The following is a 23,671-nucleotide window of genomic DNA, read 5'->3' as shown; positions in this document are numbered from 1 at the left end:
CATGTCTGCAGATCCGACATTTTCTGCGAGTCGCAGAGCGTTCCTGAAATTGCCCCGTCAAACGCGGGAAGTTTCCATCCGGCCCCCCCGGTCCGATGAGGCGTCGATAGCCGCGCATTGCACCGGGTGTGCGGATTGCGTCACGGCCTGCCCTGAAAAAATCATCGTACTTTCGGAAACCCAGCGCCCTTTTCTGAATTTCGACAAGGGCGCCTGCACCTTTTGCGGCGCGTGTGCCGAGGCCTGTCCGACGGATGCCATCGATTCCTCGCGAGAACTCGACTGGCCGTGGAAGGCTGAGGTTCAAAACACCTGCCTTTCCATGAACGGCGTCATGTGCCGCACGTGCGAGGACGTCTGCGAACCGCGTGCCATCCGGTTCAAGCTCGCACTCGGCGGCATATCGGAACCGCTGGTTGACTTTGCTCAATGCACAGGGTGCGGCGCATGCGCACACTCCTGCCCAGCTCAAGCGATCCGCATCATTCAATCCCAGGATCAAACGAAGAAGGTCACAGCATGAACATTTGCGGCTGCCTCGTCCATGCAACGGCTGAAAAGGCCGACGCTGTTCGCAGCGGAGTTGAGGCATTGGATGGCGTCGAAGTTCACGCGGTCAGCGAAGACGGCCGTCTTGTCGTTGTCGTCGAGGACACGGAGACGAAAAAGGCCTCGGAACAGATCATGGCCATGCACCAGATTCCGGGCGTGATTTCAGTCACGCTCACCTACCATCATTTCGAAGACCTTGCAGCGGACGATACTGCTTCTCTGCCAGCCCAATCTAGCCAAGTCGGAGACCAGACTCATGACAACCTCTGAATCCCGCAGGACATTTCTGAAGGCGACCGCGGCTGCCGCGACGGCCTCTGCCGCAGGTATCACACTGACCAACACCCCGGCTCTTTCACAGCCCGGGTCCGCTGATATCCGCTGGGACAAGGCTCCCTGCCGATTCTGCGGGACGGGGTGCTCGGTTCTTGTCGGAACCAAGGAAGGACAGGTTGTCGCCACCCAGGGCGACCCGGACGCCCCCGTGAACCGGGGCCTGAACTGTATCAAGGGATATTTCCTGTCCAAGATCATGTATGGCCAGGACCGCCTGACAACGCCGCTGCTGCGCAAGACAAACGGCGTCTTCGACAAGAACGGCGAGTTCGAGCCGGTGAGCTGGGACGAAGCCTTCGATATCATGGCCGAGAAATTCAAGGCGGCGCTGGCGAAGAAGGGGCCGACCTCGGTCGGCATGTTCGGCTCCGGACAATGGACCGTCTGGGAAGGGTATGCCGCAGCCAAGTTCATGAAGGCCGGGCTGCGTTCCAACAACATCGACCCGAACGCCCGCCACTGCATGGCCTCCGCCGTGGTCGGCTTCATCCGTGCCTTCGGCATCGACGAGCCGATGGGCTGCTACGACGACCTGGAGCATGCGGACACTTTCGTGCTCTGGGGCTCGAACATGGCCGAGATGCACCCGATCCTCTGGTCGCGCCTCACCGACACCCGCCTGACCAAGCCCGGTTGCGAAGTCCACGTCCTGTCGACCTATGAGCACCGCTCCTTTGAACTGGCCGACAATGGCCTTGTGTTCGCGCCGCAGACCGACCTTGCGATCCTGAACTACATCGCCAACTACATCATCCAGAATGATGCGGTGAACTGGGACTTCCTGAATGCCCATGTGAACATCAAGAAGACGGATACCGATATCGGGTACGGCCTGCGGGACGACAACCCGCTCCAAATGGAGGCCGCCAACCCGAATTCCGGCAAACTGTCGGAAATGAGTTTCGACGAATATGCCGCGGCGGTTTCCGAGTACACGGTCGACAAGGTCTCCGAACTCTCCGGCGTTCCGGCTGCCCAGCTGGAGAAACTGGCCCAGCAATATGCCGATCCGAACCGCAAGGTGATGTCGCTGTGGACCATGGGTTTCAACCAGCATTCCCGTGGCTCCTGGGTCAACGGACTGATGTACAACGTGCATCTCCTGACCGGCAAGATTTCGGAGCCGGGCAACTCGCCCTTCTCGCTGACCGGCCAGCCGTCCGCCTGTGGCACGGCCCGCGAGGTCGGCACCTTTGCCCACCGCCTGCCGGCGGACATGGTGGTCGCCAACGACAAGCACCGCGAGATCTGTGAAACCGCCTGGAACGTCCCGGCCGGCACCATTCCGCCGAAGCCTGGCTTTCACGCCGTGTTGCAGAACCGCAAGCTGAAGGACGGCGAGCTGAACGCCTACTGGGTCCAGTGCAACAACAACATGCAGGCCGCGCCCAACATGAACGAGGAAGGCTTCCCGGGTTATCGCAACCCGGAAAACTTCATCGTCGTGTCCGATCCCTACCCCACCGTGACGGCCCTGGCCGGGGACCTGATCCTGCCGACCGCCATGTGGGTGGAAAAGGAAGGCGCCTACGGCAACGCGGAACGCCGCACCCAGTTCTGGCGGCAGCAGGTGCAGGCTCCGGGCGAAGCCAGGTCGGATGTCTGGCAGATCATGGAGTTCTCCAAGCGCTTCACGGTTGAAGAGGCCTGGGGCGAGGAGCTGGTTGCCAAGAAACCGGAACTGGCCGGCAAGACGCTTTACGAAGTCCTGTTCAGGAATGGCGTCGTCGACAAATACCCGGTCTCGGAGACGGCGGAAGGCTTCCACAACGACGAATCCGAGCATTTCGGCTTTTATGTCCAGAAGGGCCTGTTCGAGGAATATGCCGGCTTCGGCCGCGGTCATGGTCATGATCTGGCACCGTTCGAGACCTACCACCAGGCACGCGGGCTGCGCTGGCCTGTGGTCGACGGCAAGGAGACGCTCTACCGTTTCCGCGAGGGCTATGATCCCTATGTCGAGGAAGGCAAGGGCGTCCAGTTCTACGGAAAGCCGGACGGCAAGGCGAACATCATCTTCGCACCTTACGAGGTTGCCGCGGAAAGCCCCGACGAGGAATTCGATCTGTGGCTGTGCACCGGCCGCGTCCTGGAGCACTGGCATTCCGGTTCCATGACCCGACGGGTGCCGGAACTTCATCGGGCCTTTCCGTCGGCCGTCTGCTACATGCATCCGGACGATGCCCGGGCGCGCGACCTGCGCCGCGGCCAGGAAATCCTGATTTCCACCCGCCGGGGAGAAATGCTCACAAGGGTCGAGACCCGGGGGCGCAACAAGCCGCCGCAAGGTCTGGTGTTCGTGCCGTGGTTCGACGAGAGCCAGCTCATCAACAAGCTGACACTCGACGCGACCTGCCCGCTGTCGAAGGAAACCGACTTCAAGAAATGCGCCTGTAAGGTCGAACGCGCCTGAAGCGCACCAAGGTAGCCAGCCATGTCCGCCACCTCGCAGCCAAAGTCTCCCGACCGCCGCCGTTTCCTGACGGAAACGGCGCGCGTCGCCGGTGGCTGTGCGGTTGCGGGCACCTTCCTGGCCTATGTGGCGCGTGATGCCCGCGCTCTGCCCGCGGAGGCCCTGCGCCCCCCCGGAGCCATGCCGGAGGCCGACTTCCTGTCGGCCTGTATCCGGTGCGGACTGTGCGTGCGGGACTGCCCTTACGACACGCTGAAGCTGGCCGAACTCGGCGAGGACGGCCCGGCCACCGGAACGCCCTATTTCACGGCGCGCGATGTGCCCTGCGAGATGTGCGAAGACATCCCCTGCGTCGTCGCCTGCCCGACCGGTGCGCTCGATCCTGCCTTGAAGACGATCGACGATGCCCGCATGGGAACCGCCGTTCTCGTGGACCAGGAGAATTGCCTCAATTTTCTCGGCCTGCGCTGCGATGTCTGTTACCGGGTCTGCCCGGTGATCGACGAAGCCATCACGCTGGAGACGTCGCACAATTCGCGGTCCGGCAAACACGCCCTTTTCGCCCCGACGGTTCATGCCGACTACTGCACGGGCTGCGGCCTGTGTGAAAAGAGCTGCGTCTTGCCCGAAGCCGCCATCAAGGTCCTGCCGACGCGTCTGGCGCGGGGATCTTCCGCCGACCATTACCGCAAGGGCTGGGAAGAGAAGGAGCGCAAGGGCGCCCCGCTCGTCGAAGGCATCATCGATCTGCCCGACCGGATGCCGGCTCCAGCCGGCAGTGCGCCGGATGCCGCCGGCGGCTTCGAACCGGCTTTCAAGCTGCCCGGAGGTAGCCAATGAGCGCCAAGACAAGGCTTCCGACCGGCCAGGAGGCGACCCGGGTCAAGGGCTGGTTCGCAGCGCATCGCTATCTCGTGCTCCGCCGCCTGTCTCAGGCCTTCTTTCTTGGCCTGTTTCTGCTCGGTCCCTGGTTCGGCATCTGGTGGGTCGCCGGCACGCTTGCCGGATCGCGCACATTCGACGTGCTGCCGCTGACGGACCCGCTGGTCCTGCTGCAAAGCATCGCCGCAGGTCATCTGCCCGAGCTGACGGCCCTGGTCGGCGCGGTGATTGTGCTGGCCGTCTATGCGCTTGTCGGCGGAAGGGTCTATTGCTCCTGGGTCTGCCCGATCAATCCGGTAACGGATGCCGCCCATTGGCTGCATGACCGTCTTGGCCTGCAAAAAGGCTGGCAACCGAAACGCTCGACACGCCTTTGGGTGCTGGGCACCGTTCTCATGGTCAGCGCGCTGACGGGTACGATCGCCTGGGAAATGGTCAATCCGGTCACGATCGTGCACCGCGGCCTGATCTTCGGCATGGGCTTTGCCTGGGCCGTCGTTGCGGCCGTGTTCCTGTTCGACCTTGTGGTCTCCCGGCGCGGTTGGTGCAGCCATATCTGTCCCGTCGGCGCTTTTTACGGCCTCGTCGGCAGCAAGAGCGTGCTGCGCGTGAGCGCCGCAAATCGCGCCGCATGCGACGATTGCATGGACTGCTACGCCGTCTGTCCGGAAAACCACGTCATATCGCCCGCCTTGAAGGGCAAGCCGGGCGAGACACCCGTGATCCTGTCACCTGACTGCACCAATTGCGGCCGCTGCATAGATATCTGCGCGGTCGATGTTTTCGCCTTCACCCACCGATTTGACCAACGCGTCGGGGAGGCTGCCAAGCCGGCAGCGGACGCGCCATCAGAATACGCCGCTTGAACGGAGCAACGGAGAATTGACATGAAACTGCCGGTCCTTGTGGGAATATCCACCCTTGCTATCACGACAGTTCTCGCTGGACTTGCGATTGCGCAGTCTTCGGGGCCTGTCCAGAGCCTGCGCGGCGCCGATATCGAACAGTCGCTTCCCGCCGACACCGTTCACAAGCAGCTGGAAGGCCGCATCGCGCGCAACTACCGCCAACAGCCACCCCTGATCCCGCATTCGATCTCTCAATACCAGATGGACAAGCGCACCAATCAGTGCCTGAGCTGCCACGACTGGACAGTGGCCGGCGAACGCGGCGCACCGACCCTGTCCATGACCCATTATCTCGACCGCGAAGGCAACCAGCTGGACACGGTCGCCGGCACCCGCTGGTTCTGTAACCAGTGCCACGTTCCCCAGGCCAATGCGCCTGAACTGGTCGGCAACAGCTTTCAACCTTCCAACGCAGTTCGCTGACGCGGGAACAGGAGAAAAGAGATCATGTCAGATCCGAATGAAACGCCGAAGGGCGGCCTGATCCGCAGGCTCTGGAACGGCTTCTGGAGCCCGGTCTCCGCATTCAGCGTGGGCTTTATAGTAATTGGCGGTTTCCTGGGCGGGATCCTGTTCTGGGGCGCATTCAACTGGAGCCTGGAGCTCACCAACACCGAAGAGTTCTGCACCTCGTGCCACACGATGGAGACGAACCTGGGTGAGTACCGGCAAACGATCCATTACAACAACCATTCGGGCGTCAGGGCCATCTGCTCCGATTGCCACGTGCCGCACGAATGGCAATACAAGGTCAAGGCCAAGGTCATTGCGGTCAAGGATGTCTATCACGAGATCATGGGCACGATATCGACGCCTGAAAAATATGAAGAGCACCGGCTGGATATGGCAGCACTCGTCTGGCGCAAGATGAAGGCTTCCGACAGCCGGGAATGCCGCAACTGCCATAATTTCGAATATATGGATTTCACCATTCAGGAAACCCGTGCCGCTTCGGAGCACCAGCGCGCCATCGACGAAAACATGACCTGCATTGACTGCCACCAGGGCATCGCCCACGAGCTGCCGCCGGGATATCTCGAGGAGTACAAGCGCGTGACGGAGGAACTGCAGGCTGAGAACGCACCGGACCTGCCGAAAACCGATGACGTGGCAGCCATCCAGTCCTTTGTCGGCAAGCTCTCCAACTGAGGTCGGCGCCCGCCATCCCAATAGATAGAAAAGGCTAAACCATGCTTGGCATTCTCGATCTGCTCGGAACGATTGGGGGAAACATCCTCAGCCTGCCGGGCATCCTGGGTCTTGCGCTCGGGATGATGACACGCAACTGGATCGTGGCGGCAATTCTGGGTGCTCTGGTCGGCGTATTTGAAACCGTGGTCTTTGCCGGGTTTCATTTGGTCGAAATCAGCAGCCTCGATCTTGCGGTCGCGATTATCGTCGGAGTTCTGGCGAGCAGCCTTGGCTGTGCGATCCGGCACAAGGGAGCGACCGTCTGAAGTCGCTCTCCGAAAGACATTCCGAAGGTTCCAACTGAAAACAGGAGGCTGGCCGCAACGGCCAGCCTTTTTGGTCAGGCCATGGTGATATAGCTGCGCATTTGCTCGGCTTCGAGCTCGACCTGGGCGATCTTGAACTTGACGACGTCGCCGATGGAGATCACTCCGGTCAGCTTGCCGTCCTTCACCACCGGCATGTGGCGGAACCGTCCCTGGGTCATGCGCGCCATGACCTCGTTGATGTTGTTTTCCTCCGAGCATGTGACCACGTTCTTGGTCATCACGCCGGATACCGGCAACTGGAGGGCCGACGGGCCCTGCGTACCGATCACGCGGACAATGTCACGCTCCGAGATGATACCCTCGATCGCGTTGTCGCCACTGCAGACGACCACGGCACCGATCTTGTACTTTGCCAGGGTTTCACAAATTTCGGCGAGCAGCGCATCGCTTTGCGCAGTTATCGTTTCGTGGCCTTTCCCACTCAGGATCGCGGCTACGGTCATTCAAACACCTCCCATGGCATCAGCGGCCTCGCGTCATACGGGACAGAACCATCATGGCAAAAAAATCTGTCCGCGCAAACCGTTGTGGCGATGTTCCTGTGCGTCCCGGCGGCCCCGCCCTAACGGCTGCGCCGCTGCGGCACCGGATCGAGCAACGGGAACAGCGCAAGCCCGGCCAGGAAGCCGCCGATATGGGCCTGCCACGCGATGCTTGCCGACATGCCCGGCCCCGAACTGCTTGTCAGGCCGAAGACCAGGTTCAACCCGAACCAGACGGCAATAAACACCAGAACCTGCTGATTTCTGAAACATTCGCCGAGCGGCTGCGCGGGAACGAAATAGGCATTGCGGTCGGACCTCCGGAAGGCCCCCAACGGGCCGCCGAGTTCAAACACGAAACGGATGGCGGCCGCCATCTGACCTGAGATCGCCGCCGACGCGCCAATCATCGGAGCGCGGTCCCCCCAATTGGTTGCCAGGTGAGCAACGGCCCCACCGATGGCGCACAGGGCCGAAAAGACCAGGAACCGGCCGACACCAAAGCGGCGGGCAACGGCCGTACCGAAAATGGCCATCCACAGCAGATTGAAAATGATGTGCATCGCGCTGCCATGCAGCAGCCCATAGGTGACAAAGCCCCAGATGCTGGACATCATGTCGAGTGGCGTCAGGCTGGAGAACTCTGAATATTTCAGTGGGAAGAAGGCAAACAGGTAGACAATCAGATTGTCCAGATCGGTCGGCAGCAAAAAAACGCGCACGACGTGGATCGCAACCAGGATACCTCCAAGCCACACGATCACGTTCGGCAGATTGAACATCGGCGGCGCGGAAGGTCCCTGGGGTTTCCGCTCCCGTTTGGCCTGTTCGCGCCGGGCACGTTCCTTGTCGAATTCATAAACGTTCATGAAGCCTCAGCCTTTCCCGGGTCCATGTCTTCTTCTAAGCAAGATCTGGGACAAAACAAGGGCAGTGCGTCGTGCGTCGGTGCAGTTCGCACACTATGGTGAATTCAGGCCCCCGGCTCTGCACTGCTGTCAAATGAAAAACAAAACGCCGGCCATCCCCAGATGACCGGCGCCTTGCGATGCCCCCCGAAATTCGGTCGCGTCCCCACGCGTCCGTCATCGGACAAACAGTTCACGAACGGTTGGCGCTTGTATTCCCTCGGACCGGCTCTTGGTGGCTGTTTCCGAAGGCCCGCGGCCTTGCCTGTAACAACAGGGTCCTCCCACCCGCTGACTTCGTAAACCAGGCGTTAAGCTGCCAGCCCGAACACGGCAAAACAAGCTTTACCGAAAATTAACCTTAACCCACCCCGGAAAACCGTCGCACACGCTCGCCGGAGCACTTGGCACGCCCCCTGCTTAGTACCCGTCAGAAACAAACAGGGAAACGTATTCGTCCCGTTTTGAAACAGGCACTGTCTTGAGACGAAACACGGGACGAGATTTGGCACAGAGGCGAAACCAGATGAAACATGGCGTCACGCAAACTCTCTATAACTACTGGGACAACCTGCGCGGTGCGCGGCCTGCCCCCAACCGGAGTGAAATCGATCCGGGCGAGATCCGCGGTCTTCTGGGCGACACCTTCATCCTGGAAACGAACGGACCGCAGGATATACGCTACAGGCTTGCAGGCACCCGGCTCTGCTCGGCCCATTGCCGTGAACTGAAGGGCCGCAATTTCCTGCGTGGCTGGAGCGTGAAGGACCGCGAGGCCCTGGAAAGCCTGATCGCCGCGATAACGGAAGACGCGGCGGCCGCCGTCATCGGCATCAGCGGTCACACGGAACGGGACCAGATCCTGCACATGGAAATGCTGCTCGTACCGCTCAACGTGCCCGGCGAAGGCCGCATCCGCATCCTCGGCAGCTGCACACCAATGGAAAAGCCCTACTGGATCGGCCTGCATCCCATTTTGAACCAGTCGATCACCAGCCTGCGCCTGGTCTGGCCGGATGAACGGCCGTATTTCGTCGATTCGCCGGCAACCGTTAATCCGATTCTGCCGCGTTTCACCGCTGAAGGCATGACCATGCCGACACCGCCCCTGCCGCAGGGCGCCGAGCGCAAGGTGGGGCATCTTACCGTCTATTCCGGCGGCAAGACCTGACGCCGCCTGCCTGTTTCACATCTTTGCCGGATTCGTGCCGGATCGGGATTCGCCCGGTCCGGCATTTTCTTGGGCCCGCAAGGTCGCCCCCCCTTGCTCCGGATATATTGCCGGCGCGTGTTTCGCCCCCCGAACTTGGGGAAAACGCGCTCCAATCGCCTCAAGTGGCCCGCACAAGGACCAGGCGTTGATTTTTATGGCCACCGTGTCTAGACCTGAGCGCCGTAACGGCTACACTCTTACACATCGTTAACCCCAGCTGCTTAATGTGATTAAGAGACGTCTTCACAATCGCATCTCAGCCGGGGGAAGCGCATTTTGCGCACGGTTTTGGATAGAACAGGCATGAGCGCCGGAGTGGCAACAGCACCAGAAGGAAGCAAATCGCTTCAAGTCACTGATCGCCGGCGACATCAACGGGTTCAGGTTAATATTCTGGGCCGGTTCATGCTTGAGGACCGTCGCGAATATCCCTGCCAGGTTATCGACATGTCGCCGGGCGGCATGGCCATGATTACACCCGTGTCCGGAAAGGTCGGCGAGCGCGTGGTCGCCTATCTCGATCACCTGAGCCGCGTCGAAGGACGCATCTCACGCCAGATCGATGGCGGCTTCGCTGTTGAACTGCGCAACACGGCGCGAAAACGCGACAAGATTGCCAATGTACTGACATGGCTGGCGAACCGGGATGAGCTCAATCTTCCCGAAGACCGCCGTCACGACCGCTTCGTGCCGAAGAACCCGATGACCAAGATGATCCTGCCGGACGGTTCCGAACATGTCTGCCGGATTATCGATGTCTCCCTGTCCGGCGCGGCTCTGGCCACCGATATCGTTCCCGGAATGGGCGATCCGATCACGCTCGGCAAGATGACCGCCCGCGTGATCCGCCCCATCGAGGGCGGCATCGCCGTGGAATTTGCCGCGGTCCAAAGCAGGGAATTGCTGGAACTCCACATTTCCGCTCCGGAAGACGACTGAACCACGCGCGCCTCGCCGACAACGACATGCAACCGTCCTGCTCCATGAGCATCAGGACGGTTTTTTCTTGCAAAATTCAGGCTATCACTGCGCCCTGACCTCAGTTTTTCAACTTTTTTTCAGTCCTCAGCCAGCCTGAAAGAGACGCCACGACGCTTCTGCGCACCTGCCATGGCCTGCCTGGCAGGCACGCATGATGACCGGCGCCTCCCGGCAACCCGACCGTTTTTCAATAACTTGCAGAGGATCGATTCAATTTTAGGAAAATTTTCGGCAAATTCTATTCAAATAAAACTCAAACATAAATCAAATTATCCTAAAATAAAAATCAAATAAACATACAGTTTTACTTTGAAGATTTTCTCGAAGTAAAAGGCATTGAGTCATCGTTACGTCAGCCTTGGGGAGGGCGTGACGATGAAATTACTTAAGTCTACTTTACTGGCATCAATCCTGGCTTTGAGCTCCGTCGTTTGCGGCACATCTGTGCAGGCGGATCCCGGCCGTTTCATGATCATGCGCACCGACGTGAAGGCGCCGGTGGGATATGTCCAGTTTTGCCGCGACAACAACTGGGCCTGTCCCAGGGAACGCTATGATCCGGTTGTCGTCCGCCTGGACGAAGAACGATGGAACGAACTGATCGCCATCAACAAGGACGTGAACCGCAGGATACGTCCGATGACAGATGCCGACCTGTTCGGCCAGGAGGAATTCTGGACCTATCCGGTCGACGGTTACGGTGACTGCGAGGAATACGTTCTGGAGAAGCAGCGCGTCCTGATCGAGGCCGGCTGGCCCAAAAGTGCGCTGCTGATCACGGTTGCCAAGGACCTTCAGAACTCGGGCCATGCCGTACTGACGGTGCGCACCGATCATGGCGACATGATCCTCGACAACCAGATCGAGGCCGTGCTGCCCTGGTATTCGACGCCTTACCGCTACATCAAGCGCCAGTCCGCGCGTTCGCCCGTGCAATGGACGGGCATTTCGGACACCCGTGTGACGACGGTCAGCAGCGTGTCCAACTAAGGTTTGGGAATTGGCCGGGACCTCCGGCCTCTAGGACGATCCGGTCGCGTCCCCACCCTCCCCATCCCTACCACGACCGGATCCAGGGAACCGGCCCGCCCCCCGCAGGCCGGTTCCCGTTTTTTCGGGACCGACACCGTGAAACCGGGCGGCCGCCGATCATGTTCCGGACTTGTAAAAAAGGGCGATTGTGCGCGCTTCGTGTCACGCCTTTTGCAGCGGCCTTCAAAACATCCCTGTTCCAGCAGGGATCTCCACCTGGAATGACAGATTTTCGGACACGCGCGCGACCGTTTCGTTCGCCTGCACCCGAGGTTTTGCCGCCGGCTTACGTCTTCACGAGGCAGCAGCCGCAACCGAAAAGGGAATTGTTTACAGCACCACCCAGAATTGACTATCCGAGCTTTTCCGGCTACTTTATTAACGTATTCTTACCTTTCAATTTGGACAGGTATCATGCAAAATAATATTTATGTTGAATTAATTGAACGGGCACGATCAGACCCCCAGTTCTTTCACCGGCTGGTATTTGACACTGACGCAGCGTTATCGGAATTTCAGGGCCTCAAGAAGCGGGAAGAAAAACGGTTTCGCGCACTGTCGCCGGAAGATGTACTGGGTGTCCTGACCGGGCGTTCTTTGGGCGACATATCGGGATCCATCGAAGCCTGCACGAAAAACACCTGTCTCGGCAGCACCTGCGGCACGACCTGTACGTCGGAGAGCTGCGACAGCACCTGCGACGGAAGCTGCCACGGCACCTGCTCGGGCGACACCTGCAAAATAACGTGTGACACTTCCTGTTATGGCGGCAACGCAACCTGTTCCGGAGAAAGCTGCAGCTCGACATGCGCAAGGGAATCCTGCAACGAAACCTGCAGCGGCGAAAGCTGCAACTACACTTGTGGGACCGACACCTGCGGAAACACTTGCTCCGGCGAATCCTGTGACATGACAAGGCCATTCATCGTCGATGTCGGCGAACCCGCCTTCGAGTCGATCAAACACATGTTGAAGGGATCGGGCCTTGCGCCCTACGTGAGTTTTCTGCCCAGGACGCGCGACATCGACCCGCCGGAACTCATTCCGGCACCCGCGCCGAAATTTCCCGATTGATCCGTGTCTCGGGAAGAGCACCGTCGCTGTGCCGGACGAGGAAGGTATAAAGCCGCTGCCGAACCGGCCTGCAAGAACCTTCCGTTCGACCGAATGGCCACATCCGGAGACACACCCGATGGCACCGTGGACCGGTTACCCTCTCGTACCGCCGCACAATTCCTGCAATGACCGAGCTGACGCCGCCGTTTGAGTCCGAACCTGCGCCCGGCCTGGAGAAGGCTTCCGATCCGGACGGATTCTTTCGCGCGGATGATGAGGACGCCTACACCGCCCTTGCCGAGGAAGCCGGTCTGACATGGTCTCGTCGGGGTATTTGGGCGAGTTGCGGCAGGGCTGTGGGGTCGCAGGGATGGAAACTGCATGTTTCCGTCACCCCCCAGGACGGACCGAAGCTGTTCAGGCTGCTGTTTCCGCTCCTTGCGCGCGGCAACACCGCCTTCAAGTTCATCGCGACCCCCTCCCTTCTGCGGACCTTGAACGAGGCGGGATTCGGCGAAACGCAGGTCGGCAAGGCGGTTACAATTTATCCGGAGAACGACGACCGTGCGGCGGCGCTTGCGGCGGAACTCGTGCCGCTGACAGCAGGCCTTCGCGGACCTGAAGTGATAACGGACCTTGCACTGGGCGGTACGGTCCATTCCCGCTTCGGCAGCTACAATCCGATCATGACACGCAACCGGCTCGGCCAGATCGTGGAACAGATCCGGTTTCCTGACGGATCGCTCCGAACGGATCAGTATGAGGCACCCTATCGCGTTCCAGAAGGCCTTGAGCACCCGTTCTCCGGCCTGGTGCCGGACACAGGAACCGATGAACTTTCCCTTTCCGGAGGCTCGGAATTACTCGGTCCCGGCTACCTGTTGCTCAATGTGCTTCGTGTCAACGCCAAGGGCTCCATCTTCCTGGCGCTCGACCTGCGCAGGCAGGAGGCGGTTCGATACTGCATCGTCAAGGAAGGCCGGAAACATACGTCCTCCGACCCGAACGGGCGCGACATGCGTGACCGGCTGAAACACCAATGGAAGGTCCAGAACGCGGTGCGCGACCTCAAGTCTGTGCCCACGGTTGACGACTATTTCGAAACAGACAAGGGCCACGGCTATCTGCCGATGGATTTCGTGGAGGGTTACGATTTTGAGACCACTTTCGGCACCTATCCCTGCAATGTCTGGAGCGATGAGGAAAAACGCGACCGCCTGCTTTTTTTCGCGCGCTTGTGCGAAGCGGTTGCCGACCTGCATGCCCAGGGTATCGTGCATCGCGACCTGACCCCTCGCAACGTGCGCATCACTTCCTCCGGGACGATTGCGCTTCTCGATTTCGAGTTGTCCTGGAGCCCTGGCGACGAGGGGGTGCCGTTCACCCAGGGCACGCCTGGGTTTGTCTCGCCGCAGCAGCTCAGGAACGAGCGACCCGATCCGGCGGACGATGTCTATTCGATCGGCAGTCTGCTGATCTGGTCCCTCGGCAACGTGGATCCCCAGTATCTGGTTGCGGACGATGCCGCGGACCTGGAGCGGAGGCTGCGGAAGCTTGTGCCGGCGCGACCGGAGCTCTGCAGGCTGATTGCGGATTGCTGGGCCGAGCGACCCGGCGATCGTCCGGCGCTTTCAGACCTGAAGGCTTTCCTCGAATCAGAGGCACAGTCCCTTTCCGCTCCAGGGAAAGCCGTCCGTTCCGAGGTCGCGAGGGCGCCACGGCGGGACTTCCTGACGCAGGCCTTTCACGGTCTGTTCGAAGCGGTTCCCCGGTCAGACGAAACAGGACTGTGGTTGTCGCATCTCGACGAAAAACCGAGGCGGGACGGCCGTGCCCAACACCAGAATGGCGGCCAACTTGGCAATTTGCGCAGCCTTTACCGCGGCGTGGCCGGCCCGGTCTATGTCTGCGCGAAATTCGCCGACCCGTCCTGGCTGACCCCTTCCCGGCGCGACATGCTGGTGCGGGCGATCGACTGGCTGTTGGCGCACTACAGGACCCGCGACGACCAGCTTCCCGGACTTTACTTCGGTGAAGCGGGCGTGGCACTCGCGATCTCCCATGCAGTCAATTCAGGCTTGGTCTCGGGGGGGGCCTGGTTCAGCGGATATCTGGAGGAAGCCTTGAGCGGGCCTTTGGATTGGCCCGACCTCACTCATGGCGCCGCGGGCCAAGGGTTGGCGGCGCTTGCCTGCGAGGCGGTTGCTGGTCCGGTCATTGATTTCCGTCCTTCTTTGCGCAGGGCCGCGCAATACCTCCTGGACGCGCAGCGGGAGGACGGAGGGTGGGATATGCCCGATGGCGTACCCGGCATGACGGGCAAGCAATACACCGGCTTTGCGCATGGTGTCGCCGGTATCCTGGCGTTTCTGGTACGCTACGACCACCGCTGTCCGGATGCAGCGGTCAACGCTGCCTGGAGACGCGGTTTTGCCTGGCTCGATCGGTTGGCCGCCCACAATGGTGACAACGGGCTTGTCTGGCCGATTGCTTCGGACGAGGAGACACGCTGGTTCCGCTGGTGTCACGGCTCACCCGGCATCGCCATGGCCTATCTCGACGCCTATGAGGCGACAAGAGAGAACCACTTCAAGGAGAAGGCAATCGCCGCTCTTTCGCATTTCGGCGAATATGTCCGTCTGACCAACTACAGCACTTGCTGTGGACTGACCGGGCTGGGCGAGATTCACCTCAGCGCCTGGCAGATCCTGGAACGGGAGGAGGATCTGCGCAAGGCGCTTCGGATCGGGGAAACCCTGGCCGCGCTCTCCCGGCTGCGGGGCGAAGACAGCCGTGTGTGGCAGGTCGACGACGCCCCTCACGCGACGGCCGACCTCATGTGCGGCAGCGGCGGTGTCTGCCATTTCCTCGCCCGCCTTGCGGCAGTTCCGGAAGCTCGCCCGGGATTTCCAGGCTTGAGCTGACGCCGGCGGAAAGCTCTCATGAGCAACAAATGCACGGCCGCGCTCCGAAAATCCTCTCACCCCGCGCACTGGAGCATCGGGCGTAAGGTCCGCACACGGAAGACAACACCAGGAATTCGGCCCTCCCCACCCTTCGATCCCCTGGCAAAGGGTACAAGCCGTTCCGGCGGTATCAGAGTTCTTTCAGTCCGGCCTTGAAACGGCGCCAGTTGCGCACGTAGCCCTCGGCGGAACCGGCGATGCTCGCGGCAATCTCGTCCGGCAGCGTCTTGACGACCTTGCCGGGCACGCCCACCACCAGAGAATTGTCCGGGATGACCTTGCCCTCGGGAATGAGCGCATTTGCACCGATGATGCAATTCGAACCGATCACGGCGCCGTTGAGCACGGTCGCTCCCATGCCGACAAGCGCATTGTCCTTGATGGTGCAACCGTGAAGGATGGCCTTGTGGCCGATGGTGCAATCAGTACCGATCGTCAGCGGAAAGCCCATGTCGGTGTGAAAGACGCAGCCGTCCTGCACATTGGACCGGGCACCGACCGTTATGGGCTCGTTGTCGCCGCGCAGAACCGAATTGAACCAGATGCTGGCAGCATCGTGAAGAACCACGTGCCCGATCAGGGTCGCGTTTGGCGCCACCCAGTAGTCCCCTGTTTCCGGGAAAACGGGAACACGTCCGTCGAGAGCGTAAACCGGCATGTGACCTCAGGAAAAACCGATCATGATCAGGGCGACGTTGATGACCATCACACCGGAGCACATGCTCCACATACCGGCGATGGTCGAGGAGGCAACGAGCCAGCCCAGAGGCCGCTTCTCGATCCGGCGGCCGCGAATGGCGTTGCGCATGATGATGAAGGGGCCGGCAAACACGCACAGGAAGAGACCCGCCAGGAAGGGCAGAAGTCCCTCTCCGTCAAATGCGAACCGGGGCGGCTGTTGGGTGATCAGCTGATAAAGACTGCCAAGGACACCGGCGGCCACAAAGCCCGCACAGGCGATATATCCAACGATAAGAAAATCGAACAGCACAGCCGTTAACCCCTTGTTAACTCTTTCCCGCGGAAAGTGATTAAGAATTCCTAAAGGGTCAAGAGCAAAGACTGTGCCGGATCGGCAAATGGGCCAAATCCTCGACAACAGGCCGATAAACGCGGCCATGCAGGTTTCCCCTGCCGGGACAGATGTTCCGTTTCAGGACACTATGTGCCAGATCAGTGCGCTTGCCCGAAGGCAGGTCGTGCCATGATCCCGCTGTCCCTGCCGGAACCCAGCAACTCCAAGCCGCGTCATTTCACCTGGTTGTGGCTGGCCATCTGCATTCTCTCCGCTGTCCTGTTTGCTGAAAAAGCACTCAGCCTGTCGGCGGCGTGGCGGGAGACGTCGGCGGCACGCGCCCGCGAACCGGTCGCCGTTTCGGTTGGCCCCGTCCGGATCCGCCTGCCGGAGAACCTGATCGCATCGCAACAGCAGCGCCGCCTGTCCCGATCCGGAAATGCCCGCTTCGGCAGCCTGCGGCTGGCATTGCACTGGCCGGATCTCTCCGCCATGGAGGAATACGCGTCAGTCCCGGAAGGCAGTGCCATCCTGGTGGATCTTGAAAGCAACCCCGGACGGGAAAGCCTCCGGGCGCGGCTGGAACCGTTTTACCGCCGCCTTGCAAGGGGCGGCGAGCAGCCCGGTCCCGATGGCCTGAAGATCCTGACCCTGTCGGCACGCGCGGCGCCGGCCACCGACCTGATCGCGCATGATCCCTCGATCCAGGGCGGTTTCATCACCCGCTGCCGCAAGGAAACACCTGCCGGCACGGCAGTCTGCCATCGCGCCATCGGCATTACCCCCGGACTGGAACTGCGCTACCGCTTTGACCAGACCCTGCTGCCGGACTGGCGGCGGCTGGACGCGGCCCTCTACGCCAGGGCCCGGACTTTCCTGGTCAACCAGTAGGCGCACGGCCCGCGGCAAGCCTCTTGGACCCAAAAATGAAACGGCCTTTCGATCTGATCGAAAGGCCGTGCTTCAATCTCGGGGCGTGTGGAAATCAGACCTCTTCCAGATCGATTTCCAGAATGGCCATCTGGAAGTTCCAGCTGAGATCCTCGTCCTCGTCGTCACGGAAGATCACGCCGATAAATTCCTCGCCGATATAGACTTCCGCGCTGTCGTCCTTGCGCGGCCGCGCGCGGACCTGAAGGCTCGGCAATTCGAATTTCGAACGCATATAGGCTTCGATCTTGCGGATTTCATCGGGCTTCACGGCGATCTCCTGTTATTGCCTTGGCTTTTTGACTGGCCGGGACCCTACAGGACCACGCGCAATTGCCAAAGCCTTTCCCGCATCTATCCCCGTCTTCCTGTGCGCCTGCAACATGGCTCACTCGGCCGGGTCTTCCTCGCCCAGAAGCTGATTCATGCTGCGTGCGGGTTCCGGACATCCGGCTTCGCCGACGATCTTGGCCGGAACGCCGGCAACCGTCGTATTGGCCGGGACATCCTTGAGCACCACGGAGCCCGAGGCGATCCGCGAGCAATGGCCGATCTCCAGATTGCCGAGCACCTTCGCTCCGGCTCCCAGCAGCACGCCATGGCGGATTTTCGGATGACGATCCCCGCCGACCTTGCCGGTGCCGCCAAGGGTGACGCCCTGGAGGATGGAGACTTCGTCCTCGATCACCGCGGTACCGCCAACGACGATCCCCGTGCCATGGTCGATGAAGATACCCCGGCCGACCGGAACGGCCGGATGGATGTCGATCTGGAAAACTTCCGAGGCCCTGCTCTGCAGATAAAGCGCGAAGTCCTTGCGGCCCTTGCGCCAGAGCCAGTTGGCGAGCCGATGGGTTTGAAGACCGTGAAAGCCCTTGAAATAGAGCACCGGCTCCAGGTACCGGAAACAGGCGGGATCGCGGTCGAAAACGGCAACGATATCGACCCGGAAGATCTTGGCAAGCTCCGGCTCGTCCGCCAGCGCTTCGAGATAGGTCTGCCTGATCAGCGATGCGGAAACAATGTCCCGGCCGAGACGATCACCCAGGCGGTGCAGCACCGCTTCTTCCAGGCTGTCATGGTTCAGCACGGTTTCATAGACAAACGAAGACAGGGCTGGCTCCTGCGCCACCATCGCCTGCGCCTCATCCCGCAATTGCTGCCAGACCGGATCATGGGTCGAAACCTGTTTCAAGTCGGACTTGCTGATCGGTGCCGACATGGCCTGTCTCCTTTTCAAGCCGTCACGTTCGTGTCCCTAACATAGGACTGTCGTCTGATATTCCAAAATGAAACTTGCTGATATCAGATATGACCTCCTGTTATGAAGTAGCAAAGTGCTGGATTTCCGGCCGATTGCATATTTGAAAACCAGGTTTTGAGGAATGAGCATGACTTCGCAAGCCACCGGGTCCACCGGTCATGAAAACCCGCGTCTGACGGTCAACGGCGCGGTTGCCGAACTGTGGCTCAACGCCCCGGCAAGGAAGAATGCCCTCCCCCTGTCCGCCTGGCAGGCAATACCCGCTCTGCTGGACGGACTCGGTAAGAACGCTTCGGTCCGCGTCTGCGTCGTGCGCGGGGTCGGCGGCAAGAGCTTCTGCGCCGGGGCGGACATCTCCGAGTTTGCCGAGATCCGATCCACACCGGCAGCCGCCAAGCACTATGACGATATCAACGTGGCTGCCTTCAAGGCCCTGAAAGCCGTGGCCGTTCCGGTCATCGCGGCCATCGAGGGCCCTTGCCTTGGCGGTGGTTTGGGGTTGGCCCTGGCCTGTGACATGCGCATTGCCGCGCGTTCGGCGTTTTTTGCCATTCCCGCGGCCCGGCTGGGCCTGGCCTATCCGCCGGAAGCCCTCGGGGATCTGCTGGAAGCCGTCTCCCCGTCCGACGCCAAGAGGCTTCTCTTCACGGCGGAGCGCCTCGCCGCGGACGAGGCCTTGCGCACCGGCCTTATCAACGAAGTTGTCGACGACACGCAACTGGACCAGCGGATCGACGCCTTGTGCTCCATCCTGTCCAACAACGCTCCCTTGTCGCTGAAAGCCGCAAAGCGGGCCATCAACCACCTGTCCAGGCCAAATGTCGCCGGTGAAATGGCAGACCTGTTGGAGGATGCGGAACTCTGCATTGACAGTGCGGACTACCGCGAGGGGTGCAAGGCCTTCCTTGAAAAACGGTCGCCGCGGTTCACGGGCGGTTGACCCCCGCCCCTTCTGAATCAAGACGTTCGAAACCGAAGACAACCCGCTGGCGGGACTCGCGTTTTTCCCTCACGCGGGCTCGGCGCCGGCATTCAATCCGATCAGGAACTCTTCGACCGCGCCCGCGAAAACATCGTTCTTGTCGCCGGCGACCATGTGGCCGGCATCGCGGATATCCGTGAACCTGGCATGGGGCACCTGCTCCTGGAACTCGCGCACGTGGTCCATGGACACAAGCTCGGAATTCTGTCCCCGGATCAGCAGGACGGCGCAGGACAGGTTGCCGGCAGCGCTCAGCACCTCGTCCTGGGCATGGTCGGCCTGGTCCGGATCCTCATGCCGCTTGGTCTTCAGGAACGCCGGATCCCAGTGCCAGCGGTAGCGGCCGTCCTCGTGCAGCCTCAGGTTCTTCGAAAGACCTGACAGATCCTTCGGCCTCGCGCGGTTCGGCAGGTAGCGGGCGATGGCATCCGCCGCCTCTTCCACCGTGGCGAAACCCTGCTCGACCCGGTCGCTCATGAATCCGATGATCTTGCTGACGCCGCCCATGTCGATCCTGGGCGTGATGTCGACGAGAACAAGGGCCGCCAGGCCTCCGGGATTCTCCTGCCCCTCCGCCAGCATGCCGGCGAAACCGCCGAGGGAAGCTCCGACGACAACCGGTTTTTGACGATGGAGCGCGCCGACCTGACGGGTCACACCGACAAGATCCCGCGCGAAATCCTCAAAGGCATAGTTGCCGGAGGGTACCCAGTCGCTTTCGCCGTGCCCGCGCTGGTCCAGCGAGTAAACAGGATGGCCCAGATCGGCGATGCGCTTGGAGGCGGCATCCCAGGAATGGCGCGTCTGCCCTCCGCCATGCAGCATGATCACCGGCTGTTCGCCCGACCCGTACCGGTCCGCAACCAGCCTGTTCTTCTCGACACCCTGGAATTCAACACGCTTCGGACCCATGAGACCAACCACATCCTTTCTTGCCGCGGATGCCATTCCAGGGCATCCGCCAGACCTTTAAGCTTCGACGTTGTTCAGGAAGGCAAGCACGCCCTGCTTGTGGACCTTGTCGCCGACGGCCACCATGTGGTCCCGCCCCGGGATCTCCAGCACGTCCGCATGCGGGATCAGGGCCGCCAGTTTCTGGGGCGAACCGGCAACATCGTCCTTGGTTCCAACCGCGACCAGCACCGGACGCTCGATACGGGCAACGTCCTCTTCACTGATCTTCTGGCGAGAAGAGCGCATGCAGGCCGCCAGAGCCCGGCGGTCCGACCCGGTCTGCTCGGCGAAGGCGCGGAAGGCCTTGCCGGTCCGGTCGGTGATGTCCTTCAGCCGCTCGGCTTCCAGTGCCGATGCAATCGGTTCCGGATCGCCTATCCCCGAGATCATGCCGTAGCCGAGACCTGAAAAGACTGCCCGGCGCACCCGTGCCGGATGGTTGAGGGTCAGGAATGCCGAAATCCGGGCGCCCATGGAATAGCCCATGACATCCGCACGCTCGATCTGGAGATGATCCAGGAGCCGCCTGGCGTCTTCCGCCATGACGGGCGCCCCGTAAGCAGCCGGGTCATAGAATTTCTGGCTGTCGCCGTGACCACGATTGTCGATGGCAATCACGCGCCGTCCGTCGCGGACAAGGAGATCCACCCAGCCGGGATATTGCCAGTTGACCTGCTTGTTGGACGCAAATCCGTGAATCAGCAGGATCGGATCCCCTTCTCCCTCATCCAGATATGCGATCCTGACACCATCGAATTCGAACTGCGGCATGAATTTGCTAACCCTTACGTAAACGGAAAACGCAATTGTGGGACACAGTAAGGGGTTTGGGTCTGTAAGGTAAAGCCCATTTCACGGCGGCCCGGTACGGGTCTGCGGCGGTGGATCGCAACACAAAGCCCCTACACACGCCTTTAACAAATGGATATGGTCCGGGAAATTTGCTATCGGGAACCGACCCTTTCAAGAAGAGGAATTTGACAATGGCGGATCACGTCGTCCCGCATTTTCAGAATTCGAGCGGACACGATTCCGTTGCGATCGGTGCACGGGAATTCATGTGTATCGGAGCCAATCCTCCGTTTGATCATCCGCATGTTTTCCTGGACATGGGCAGCGAAAACGAAGTGGTCTGTCCTTATTGCTCCACGTTGTACAAGTTTGACGCGACCCTGAAGGAAACTGAGTCCTCGCCTTCGGACTGCACCTGGGCGCCGGCCGCCGCCTGAAAAGAAACGGTGTCATGAGCGCGAATGGCGAGGCCGACCTCCCGATCATCATTGCCGGCGCGGGAATTGGCGGCCTGACGGCGGCCTTGTTCTTGCGTGACAGAGGCCACCAGGTCGTCTTGCTGGACAAGGCGAACGTGCTCAGTGAAGTCGGCGCCGGACTTCAGCTCTCGCCCAATGCCTGCGCTGTGCTTGACCGCCTCGGGCTCTTGCAGGAACTCGAGCCTCACGCGAATGCACCGGACAATTTGCGCATCTGGTCCGGCACATCCGGCCGCCAGCTGGCAACCGTGCGCATGGGGTCTTTTCTCAAGATGCGTCACGGCTACCCGTTCTGGCAGATCCACAGGGCGGATCTGCAGCGGGTGTTGCTCGACAAGGCCCGGGCAACACCGGGAATTTCCATCAAGCTGGCTTGTGAGGTCATGGATCTCACGTCCACGCCCTACGGGAACCTGACCTGTATCTATCAGGATGCCGACATGACGGGAAATCTCGCCTGCAAGGCGCTGATTGGCGCCGACGGGGTCTGGTCAAGGGTCAGGCGCCTGGTGCCGGGCCATGAAAACGCGCGCTTCAGCGGTCAGGTCGCCTACCGGACGACGGTGCCCATTGACGCCGTGCCCCGTCGATGGACCACCGACCCCGGACTGTGGCTGCACCGCGATTCCCATCTCGTGCATTACCCCGTCAAGGGAGGACGGCACCTCAATATCGTCGCCCTGGCCGAAGAGAACTGGCAGGACGAGAGGTGGTCGACCAGGGCCGACAGGGAAGCGCTGCTGCACCTGTTCAGAAACTGGCCCGCGGAAATACGCAACCTGCTCGGATCTTCGGACGAATGGCTGAAATGGGCGCTCTGCAGCGTCAAGGCGTCCGGCCCCTGGTCACACGGCCATGTTGCCCTCCTCGGCGACGCGGCCCATGCCATGCTGCCCTACATGGCACAAGGCGCCGCAATGGCCATAGAGGACGCTGCCATCCTCGCCAGGCATTTGCCGGTGGATGTTGAGAACGTGCCGGCCGCCTTGCGCGCTTTCGAGTTCCATCGCAAGGCCAGGGTAACCCACGTCCAGAAGGTTTCTTTCGACAACGCCCGCACCTACCACTATTCGGGCGCGCTTGCCCTGGCGCGCGATACCGTCCTGCGGCTGTCAAAACCCACCAGCCTCGCGACACGCTTCGACGACATTTATGGCTGGACACCGGAACAATAACCCCGCTTTTGCTTGAGCCGCGCCGTAAGCTGCGATAAAGCCAATCCCCATCCAGGTGCCAGGGAGTTTGAAGATGACCGGTCAGAAGACAGTCAACGTTGTGACCGCAGCGTTTCTGGTGATCGGCGACGAGATCCTCTCCGGCCGTACCAAGGACAAGAATGTCGGGTTTGTCGCCGACTATCTGACCTCTCTCGGAATCGACCTGAAAGAGGTCCGCATTGTTCCCGACGAAACCCCTGAAATCGTCGAGGCGGTCAACGCACTCCGGTCTAAATACGATTACGTCTTCACGTCGGGTGGCATCGGACCGACCCATGACGACATCACCGCGGAAAGCATCGCCGCGGCCTTCGGCGTACCGCTGAACCTGGATCCCAGGGCCGTGGCCCTTCTCGAAACGCACTATGCCCCCGGTCAGTTCACCCCCGCACGCCAGCGCATGGCACGCATCCCGGAAGGCGCCGACCTGATTGAGAACAAGGTCTCCAAGGCGCCGGGTTTCAGGATCGGCAACGTGCATGTGATGGCCGGCGTTCCGTCCATCATGCAGGCGATGATGGACGCAATTGCGCCGACCCTTTCGACGGGTACGAAAATGCTGTCCGAAACCGTCGCCGCCGACATGCCCGAAAGCCGGATCGCCGAGCGGCTGTCCGCGATTCAGGATGCCCATCCGGAAACGCTGATCGGTTCCTATCCGAGAGCCACCGACGGCAGATTCACAACCCAGATCGTTGTTCGTTCACGGGACGAGGCCGTCCTGCAGGCCGCCGTCAGGGACGTCGCCGCAGCCGTTGCCGAGCTCTCGGGATAATTTGAAGGACCAGA

General features: G+C 60.9%; 26 protein-coding genes. 18 read left to right on the top strand and 8 right to left on the bottom strand.

Going from position 1 to position 23,671, the window contains the following annotated elements; genetic code table 11:
- Position 1: 1 nt before the first annotated feature.
- Genes napF through O6760_RS20200 form a run of 8 tightly spaced genes read left to right on the top strand, consistent with a single transcriptional unit; the run spans position 2 to position 6,548 of the window.
- Positions 2-523, top strand: a complete 522-nt coding sequence (gene napF, locus O6760_RS33460) for a ferredoxin-type protein NapF (RefSeq protein WP_442969811.1) — start codon at positions 2-4, stop codon at positions 521-523.
- Entirely contained in the window at positions 448-822 is a 375-nt protein-coding gene (locus O6760_RS20230; protein WP_269581509.1) for a chaperone NapD, read from the top strand. The genes napF and O6760_RS20230 overlap by 76 nt, the downstream gene beginning before the upstream one ends.
- Positions 809-3,301, top strand: a complete 2,493-nt coding sequence (napA, locus tag O6760_RS20225) for a nitrate reductase catalytic subunit NapA (protein WP_269581508.1) — start codon at positions 809-811, stop codon at positions 3,299-3,301. Before O6760_RS20230 ends, napA begins: the two co-directional genes overlap by 14 nt.
- 21 nt (positions 3,302-3,322) lie before the next feature.
- Positions 3,323-4,141 carry a ferredoxin-type protein NapG gene (napG, locus tag O6760_RS20220; RefSeq protein WP_269581507.1) on the top strand — a complete coding sequence of 273 codons (819 nt, stop codon included), beginning with the start codon at positions 3,323-3,325 and terminating at the stop codon, positions 4,139-4,141.
- Entirely contained in the window at positions 4,138-5,049 is a 912-nt protein-coding gene (gene napH / locus O6760_RS20215) for a quinol dehydrogenase ferredoxin subunit NapH (protein WP_269581506.1), read from the top strand. Before napG ends, napH begins: the two co-directional genes overlap by 4 nt.
- 21 nt (positions 5,050-5,070) lie before the next feature.
- The gene (locus O6760_RS20210) at positions 5,071-5,514 is read left to right on the top strand and encodes a nitrate reductase cytochrome c-type subunit (RefSeq protein ID WP_269581505.1); all 444 of its coding nucleotides are present in this window, start codon (positions 5,071-5,073) and stop codon (positions 5,512-5,514) included.
- A 24-nt stretch (positions 5,515-5,538) separates the two neighbouring features.
- Entirely contained in the window at positions 5,539-6,240 is a 702-nt protein-coding gene (locus O6760_RS20205; protein WP_269581504.1) for a NapC/NirT family cytochrome c, read from the top strand.
- Positions 6,241-6,281: 41 nt separating this feature from the next.
- Positions 6,282-6,548: a hypothetical protein gene (locus O6760_RS20200; RefSeq protein WP_269581503.1), complete on the top strand. Its 267-nt coding sequence runs from the start codon at positions 6,282-6,284 to the stop codon at positions 6,546-6,548.
- 74 nt (positions 6,549-6,622) lie between these two features.
- Here the strand turns inward: O6760_RS20200 and O6760_RS20195 are convergent, their stop codons facing one another.
- Together O6760_RS20195 and O6760_RS20190 are read right to left on the bottom strand one after the other, a co-directional pair.
- Positions 6,623-7,054: a CBS domain-containing protein gene (locus O6760_RS20195; RefSeq protein ID WP_269581502.1), complete on the bottom strand. Its 432-nt coding sequence runs from the start codon at positions 7,052-7,054 to the stop codon at positions 6,623-6,625.
- 119 nt (positions 7,055-7,173) lie between these two features.
- Positions 7,174-7,962 carry a rhomboid family intramembrane serine protease gene (locus O6760_RS20190; RefSeq protein ID WP_269581501.1) on the bottom strand — a complete coding sequence of 263 codons (789 nt, stop codon included), beginning with the start codon at positions 7,960-7,962 and terminating at the stop codon, positions 7,174-7,176.
- Positions 7,963-8,527: 565 nt separating this feature from the next.
- Here O6760_RS20190 and O6760_RS20185 point away from each other — a divergent pair.
- The 5 genes from O6760_RS20185 to O6760_RS20165 all read left to right on the top strand — a co-directional run bounded on the left by O6760_RS20185 (position 8,528) and on the right by O6760_RS20165 (position 15,207).
- Positions 8,528-9,172 carry a PAS domain-containing protein gene (locus O6760_RS20185; protein WP_269581500.1) on the top strand — a complete coding sequence of 215 codons (645 nt, stop codon included), beginning with the start codon at positions 8,528-8,530 and terminating at the stop codon, positions 9,170-9,172.
- 345 nt (positions 9,173-9,517) lie between these two features.
- Positions 9,518-10,153, top strand: a complete 636-nt coding sequence (locus tag O6760_RS20180) for a PilZ domain-containing protein (protein ID WP_269581499.1) — start codon at positions 9,518-9,520, stop codon at positions 10,151-10,153.
- 510 nt (positions 10,154-10,663) lie between these two features.
- Entirely contained in the window at positions 10,664-11,185 is a 522-nt protein-coding gene (locus tag O6760_RS20175) for a transglutaminase-like cysteine peptidase (RefSeq protein WP_269581498.1), read from the top strand.
- A gap of 951 nt (positions 11,186-12,136) precedes the next feature.
- Positions 12,137-12,301, top strand: coding sequence for a hypothetical protein (locus O6760_RS20170; protein ID WP_269581497.1), 165 nt, complete (start codon positions 12,137-12,139; stop codon positions 12,299-12,301).
- Between the two features lie 167 nt (positions 12,302-12,468).
- Complete coding sequence (locus O6760_RS20165) at positions 12,469-15,207, top strand: class III lanthionine synthetase LanKC N-terminal domain-containing protein (protein ID WP_269581496.1); 2,739 nt, start codon at positions 12,469-12,471, stop codon at positions 15,205-15,207.
- 172 nt (positions 15,208-15,379) lie between these two features.
- Here the strand turns inward: O6760_RS20165 and O6760_RS20160 are convergent, their stop codons facing one another.
- Both O6760_RS20160 and O6760_RS20155 read right to left on the bottom strand, forming a co-directional pair.
- Positions 15,380-15,907 carry a gamma carbonic anhydrase family protein gene (locus O6760_RS20160; protein WP_269581495.1) on the bottom strand — a complete coding sequence of 176 codons (528 nt, stop codon included), beginning with the start codon at positions 15,905-15,907 and terminating at the stop codon, positions 15,380-15,382.
- Between the two features lie 6 nt (positions 15,908-15,913).
- A complete protein-coding gene (locus O6760_RS20155; protein WP_269581494.1) occupies positions 15,914-16,369 on the bottom strand; it encodes a DUF6949 family protein in 456 nt (151 codons plus the stop codon).
- An 84-nt stretch (positions 16,370-16,453) separates the two neighbouring features.
- On the opposite strand from O6760_RS20155, the gene O6760_RS20150 reads away from it, so the two are divergent.
- Positions 16,454-17,155: a hypothetical protein gene (locus tag O6760_RS20150; protein WP_269581493.1), complete on the top strand. Its 702-nt coding sequence runs from the start codon at positions 16,454-16,456 to the stop codon at positions 17,153-17,155.
- Positions 17,156-17,249: 94 nt separating this feature from the next.
- Here O6760_RS20150 and O6760_RS20145 read toward each other — a convergent pair whose 3' ends face one another.
- Both O6760_RS20145 and cysE read right to left on the bottom strand, forming a co-directional pair.
- On the bottom strand, positions 17,250-17,465 hold the full coding sequence (locus O6760_RS20145; protein WP_269581492.1) for a DUF3126 family protein: 216 nt from the start codon (positions 17,463-17,465) through the stop codon (positions 17,250-17,252).
- 117 nt (positions 17,466-17,582) lie between these two features.
- On the bottom strand, positions 17,583-18,416 hold the full coding sequence (gene cysE, locus O6760_RS20140; protein ID WP_269581491.1) for a serine O-acetyltransferase: 834 nt from the start codon (positions 18,414-18,416) through the stop codon (positions 17,583-17,585).
- A gap of 169 nt (positions 18,417-18,585) precedes the next feature.
- On the opposite strand from cysE, the gene O6760_RS20135 reads away from it, so the two are divergent.
- Complete coding sequence (locus O6760_RS20135; protein ID WP_269581490.1) at positions 18,586-19,398, top strand: enoyl-CoA hydratase-related protein; 813 nt, start codon at positions 18,586-18,588, stop codon at positions 19,396-19,398.
- A 69-nt stretch (positions 19,399-19,467) separates the two neighbouring features.
- Here the strand turns inward: O6760_RS20135 and O6760_RS20130 are convergent, their stop codons facing one another.
- Positions 19,468-20,388 carry an alpha/beta fold hydrolase gene (locus O6760_RS20130; protein ID WP_269581489.1) on the bottom strand — a complete coding sequence of 307 codons (921 nt, stop codon included), beginning with the start codon at positions 20,386-20,388 and terminating at the stop codon, positions 19,468-19,470.
- 21 nt (positions 20,389-20,409) lie between these two features.
- Positions 20,410-21,165, bottom strand: coding sequence for an alpha/beta fold hydrolase (locus O6760_RS20125; protein WP_269581488.1), 756 nt, complete (start codon positions 21,163-21,165; stop codon positions 20,410-20,412).
- A 212-nt stretch (positions 21,166-21,377) separates the two neighbouring features.
- Here O6760_RS20125 and O6760_RS20120 point away from each other — a divergent pair, with 212 nt between their 5' ends.
- From O6760_RS20120 to O6760_RS20110, 3 genes are all read left to right on the top strand, one after another.
- Positions 21,378-21,623: a zinc-finger domain-containing protein gene (locus O6760_RS20120; protein ID WP_269581487.1), complete on the top strand. Its 246-nt coding sequence runs from the start codon at positions 21,378-21,380 to the stop codon at positions 21,621-21,623.
- Positions 21,624-21,637: 14 nt separating this feature from the next.
- Positions 21,638-22,840: an FAD-dependent monooxygenase gene (locus O6760_RS20115; RefSeq protein WP_269581486.1), complete on the top strand. Its 1,203-nt coding sequence runs from the start codon at positions 21,638-21,640 to the stop codon at positions 22,838-22,840.
- 73 nt (positions 22,841-22,913) lie between these two features.
- Positions 22,914-23,657: a competence/damage-inducible protein A gene (locus tag O6760_RS20110; protein ID WP_269581485.1), complete on the top strand. Its 744-nt coding sequence runs from the start codon at positions 22,914-22,916 to the stop codon at positions 23,655-23,657.
- Positions 23,658-23,671 lie beyond the last annotated feature (14 nt).

Source organism: Roseibium sp. Sym1 (genome assembly GCF_027359675.1).
Taxonomy (GTDB): domain Bacteria; phylum Pseudomonadota; class Alphaproteobacteria; order Rhizobiales; family Stappiaceae; genus Roseibium.
The sequence above is the reverse complement of the archived record's forward strand: the minus strand, read 5'-3'. Positions and strand labels throughout refer to the sequence as shown.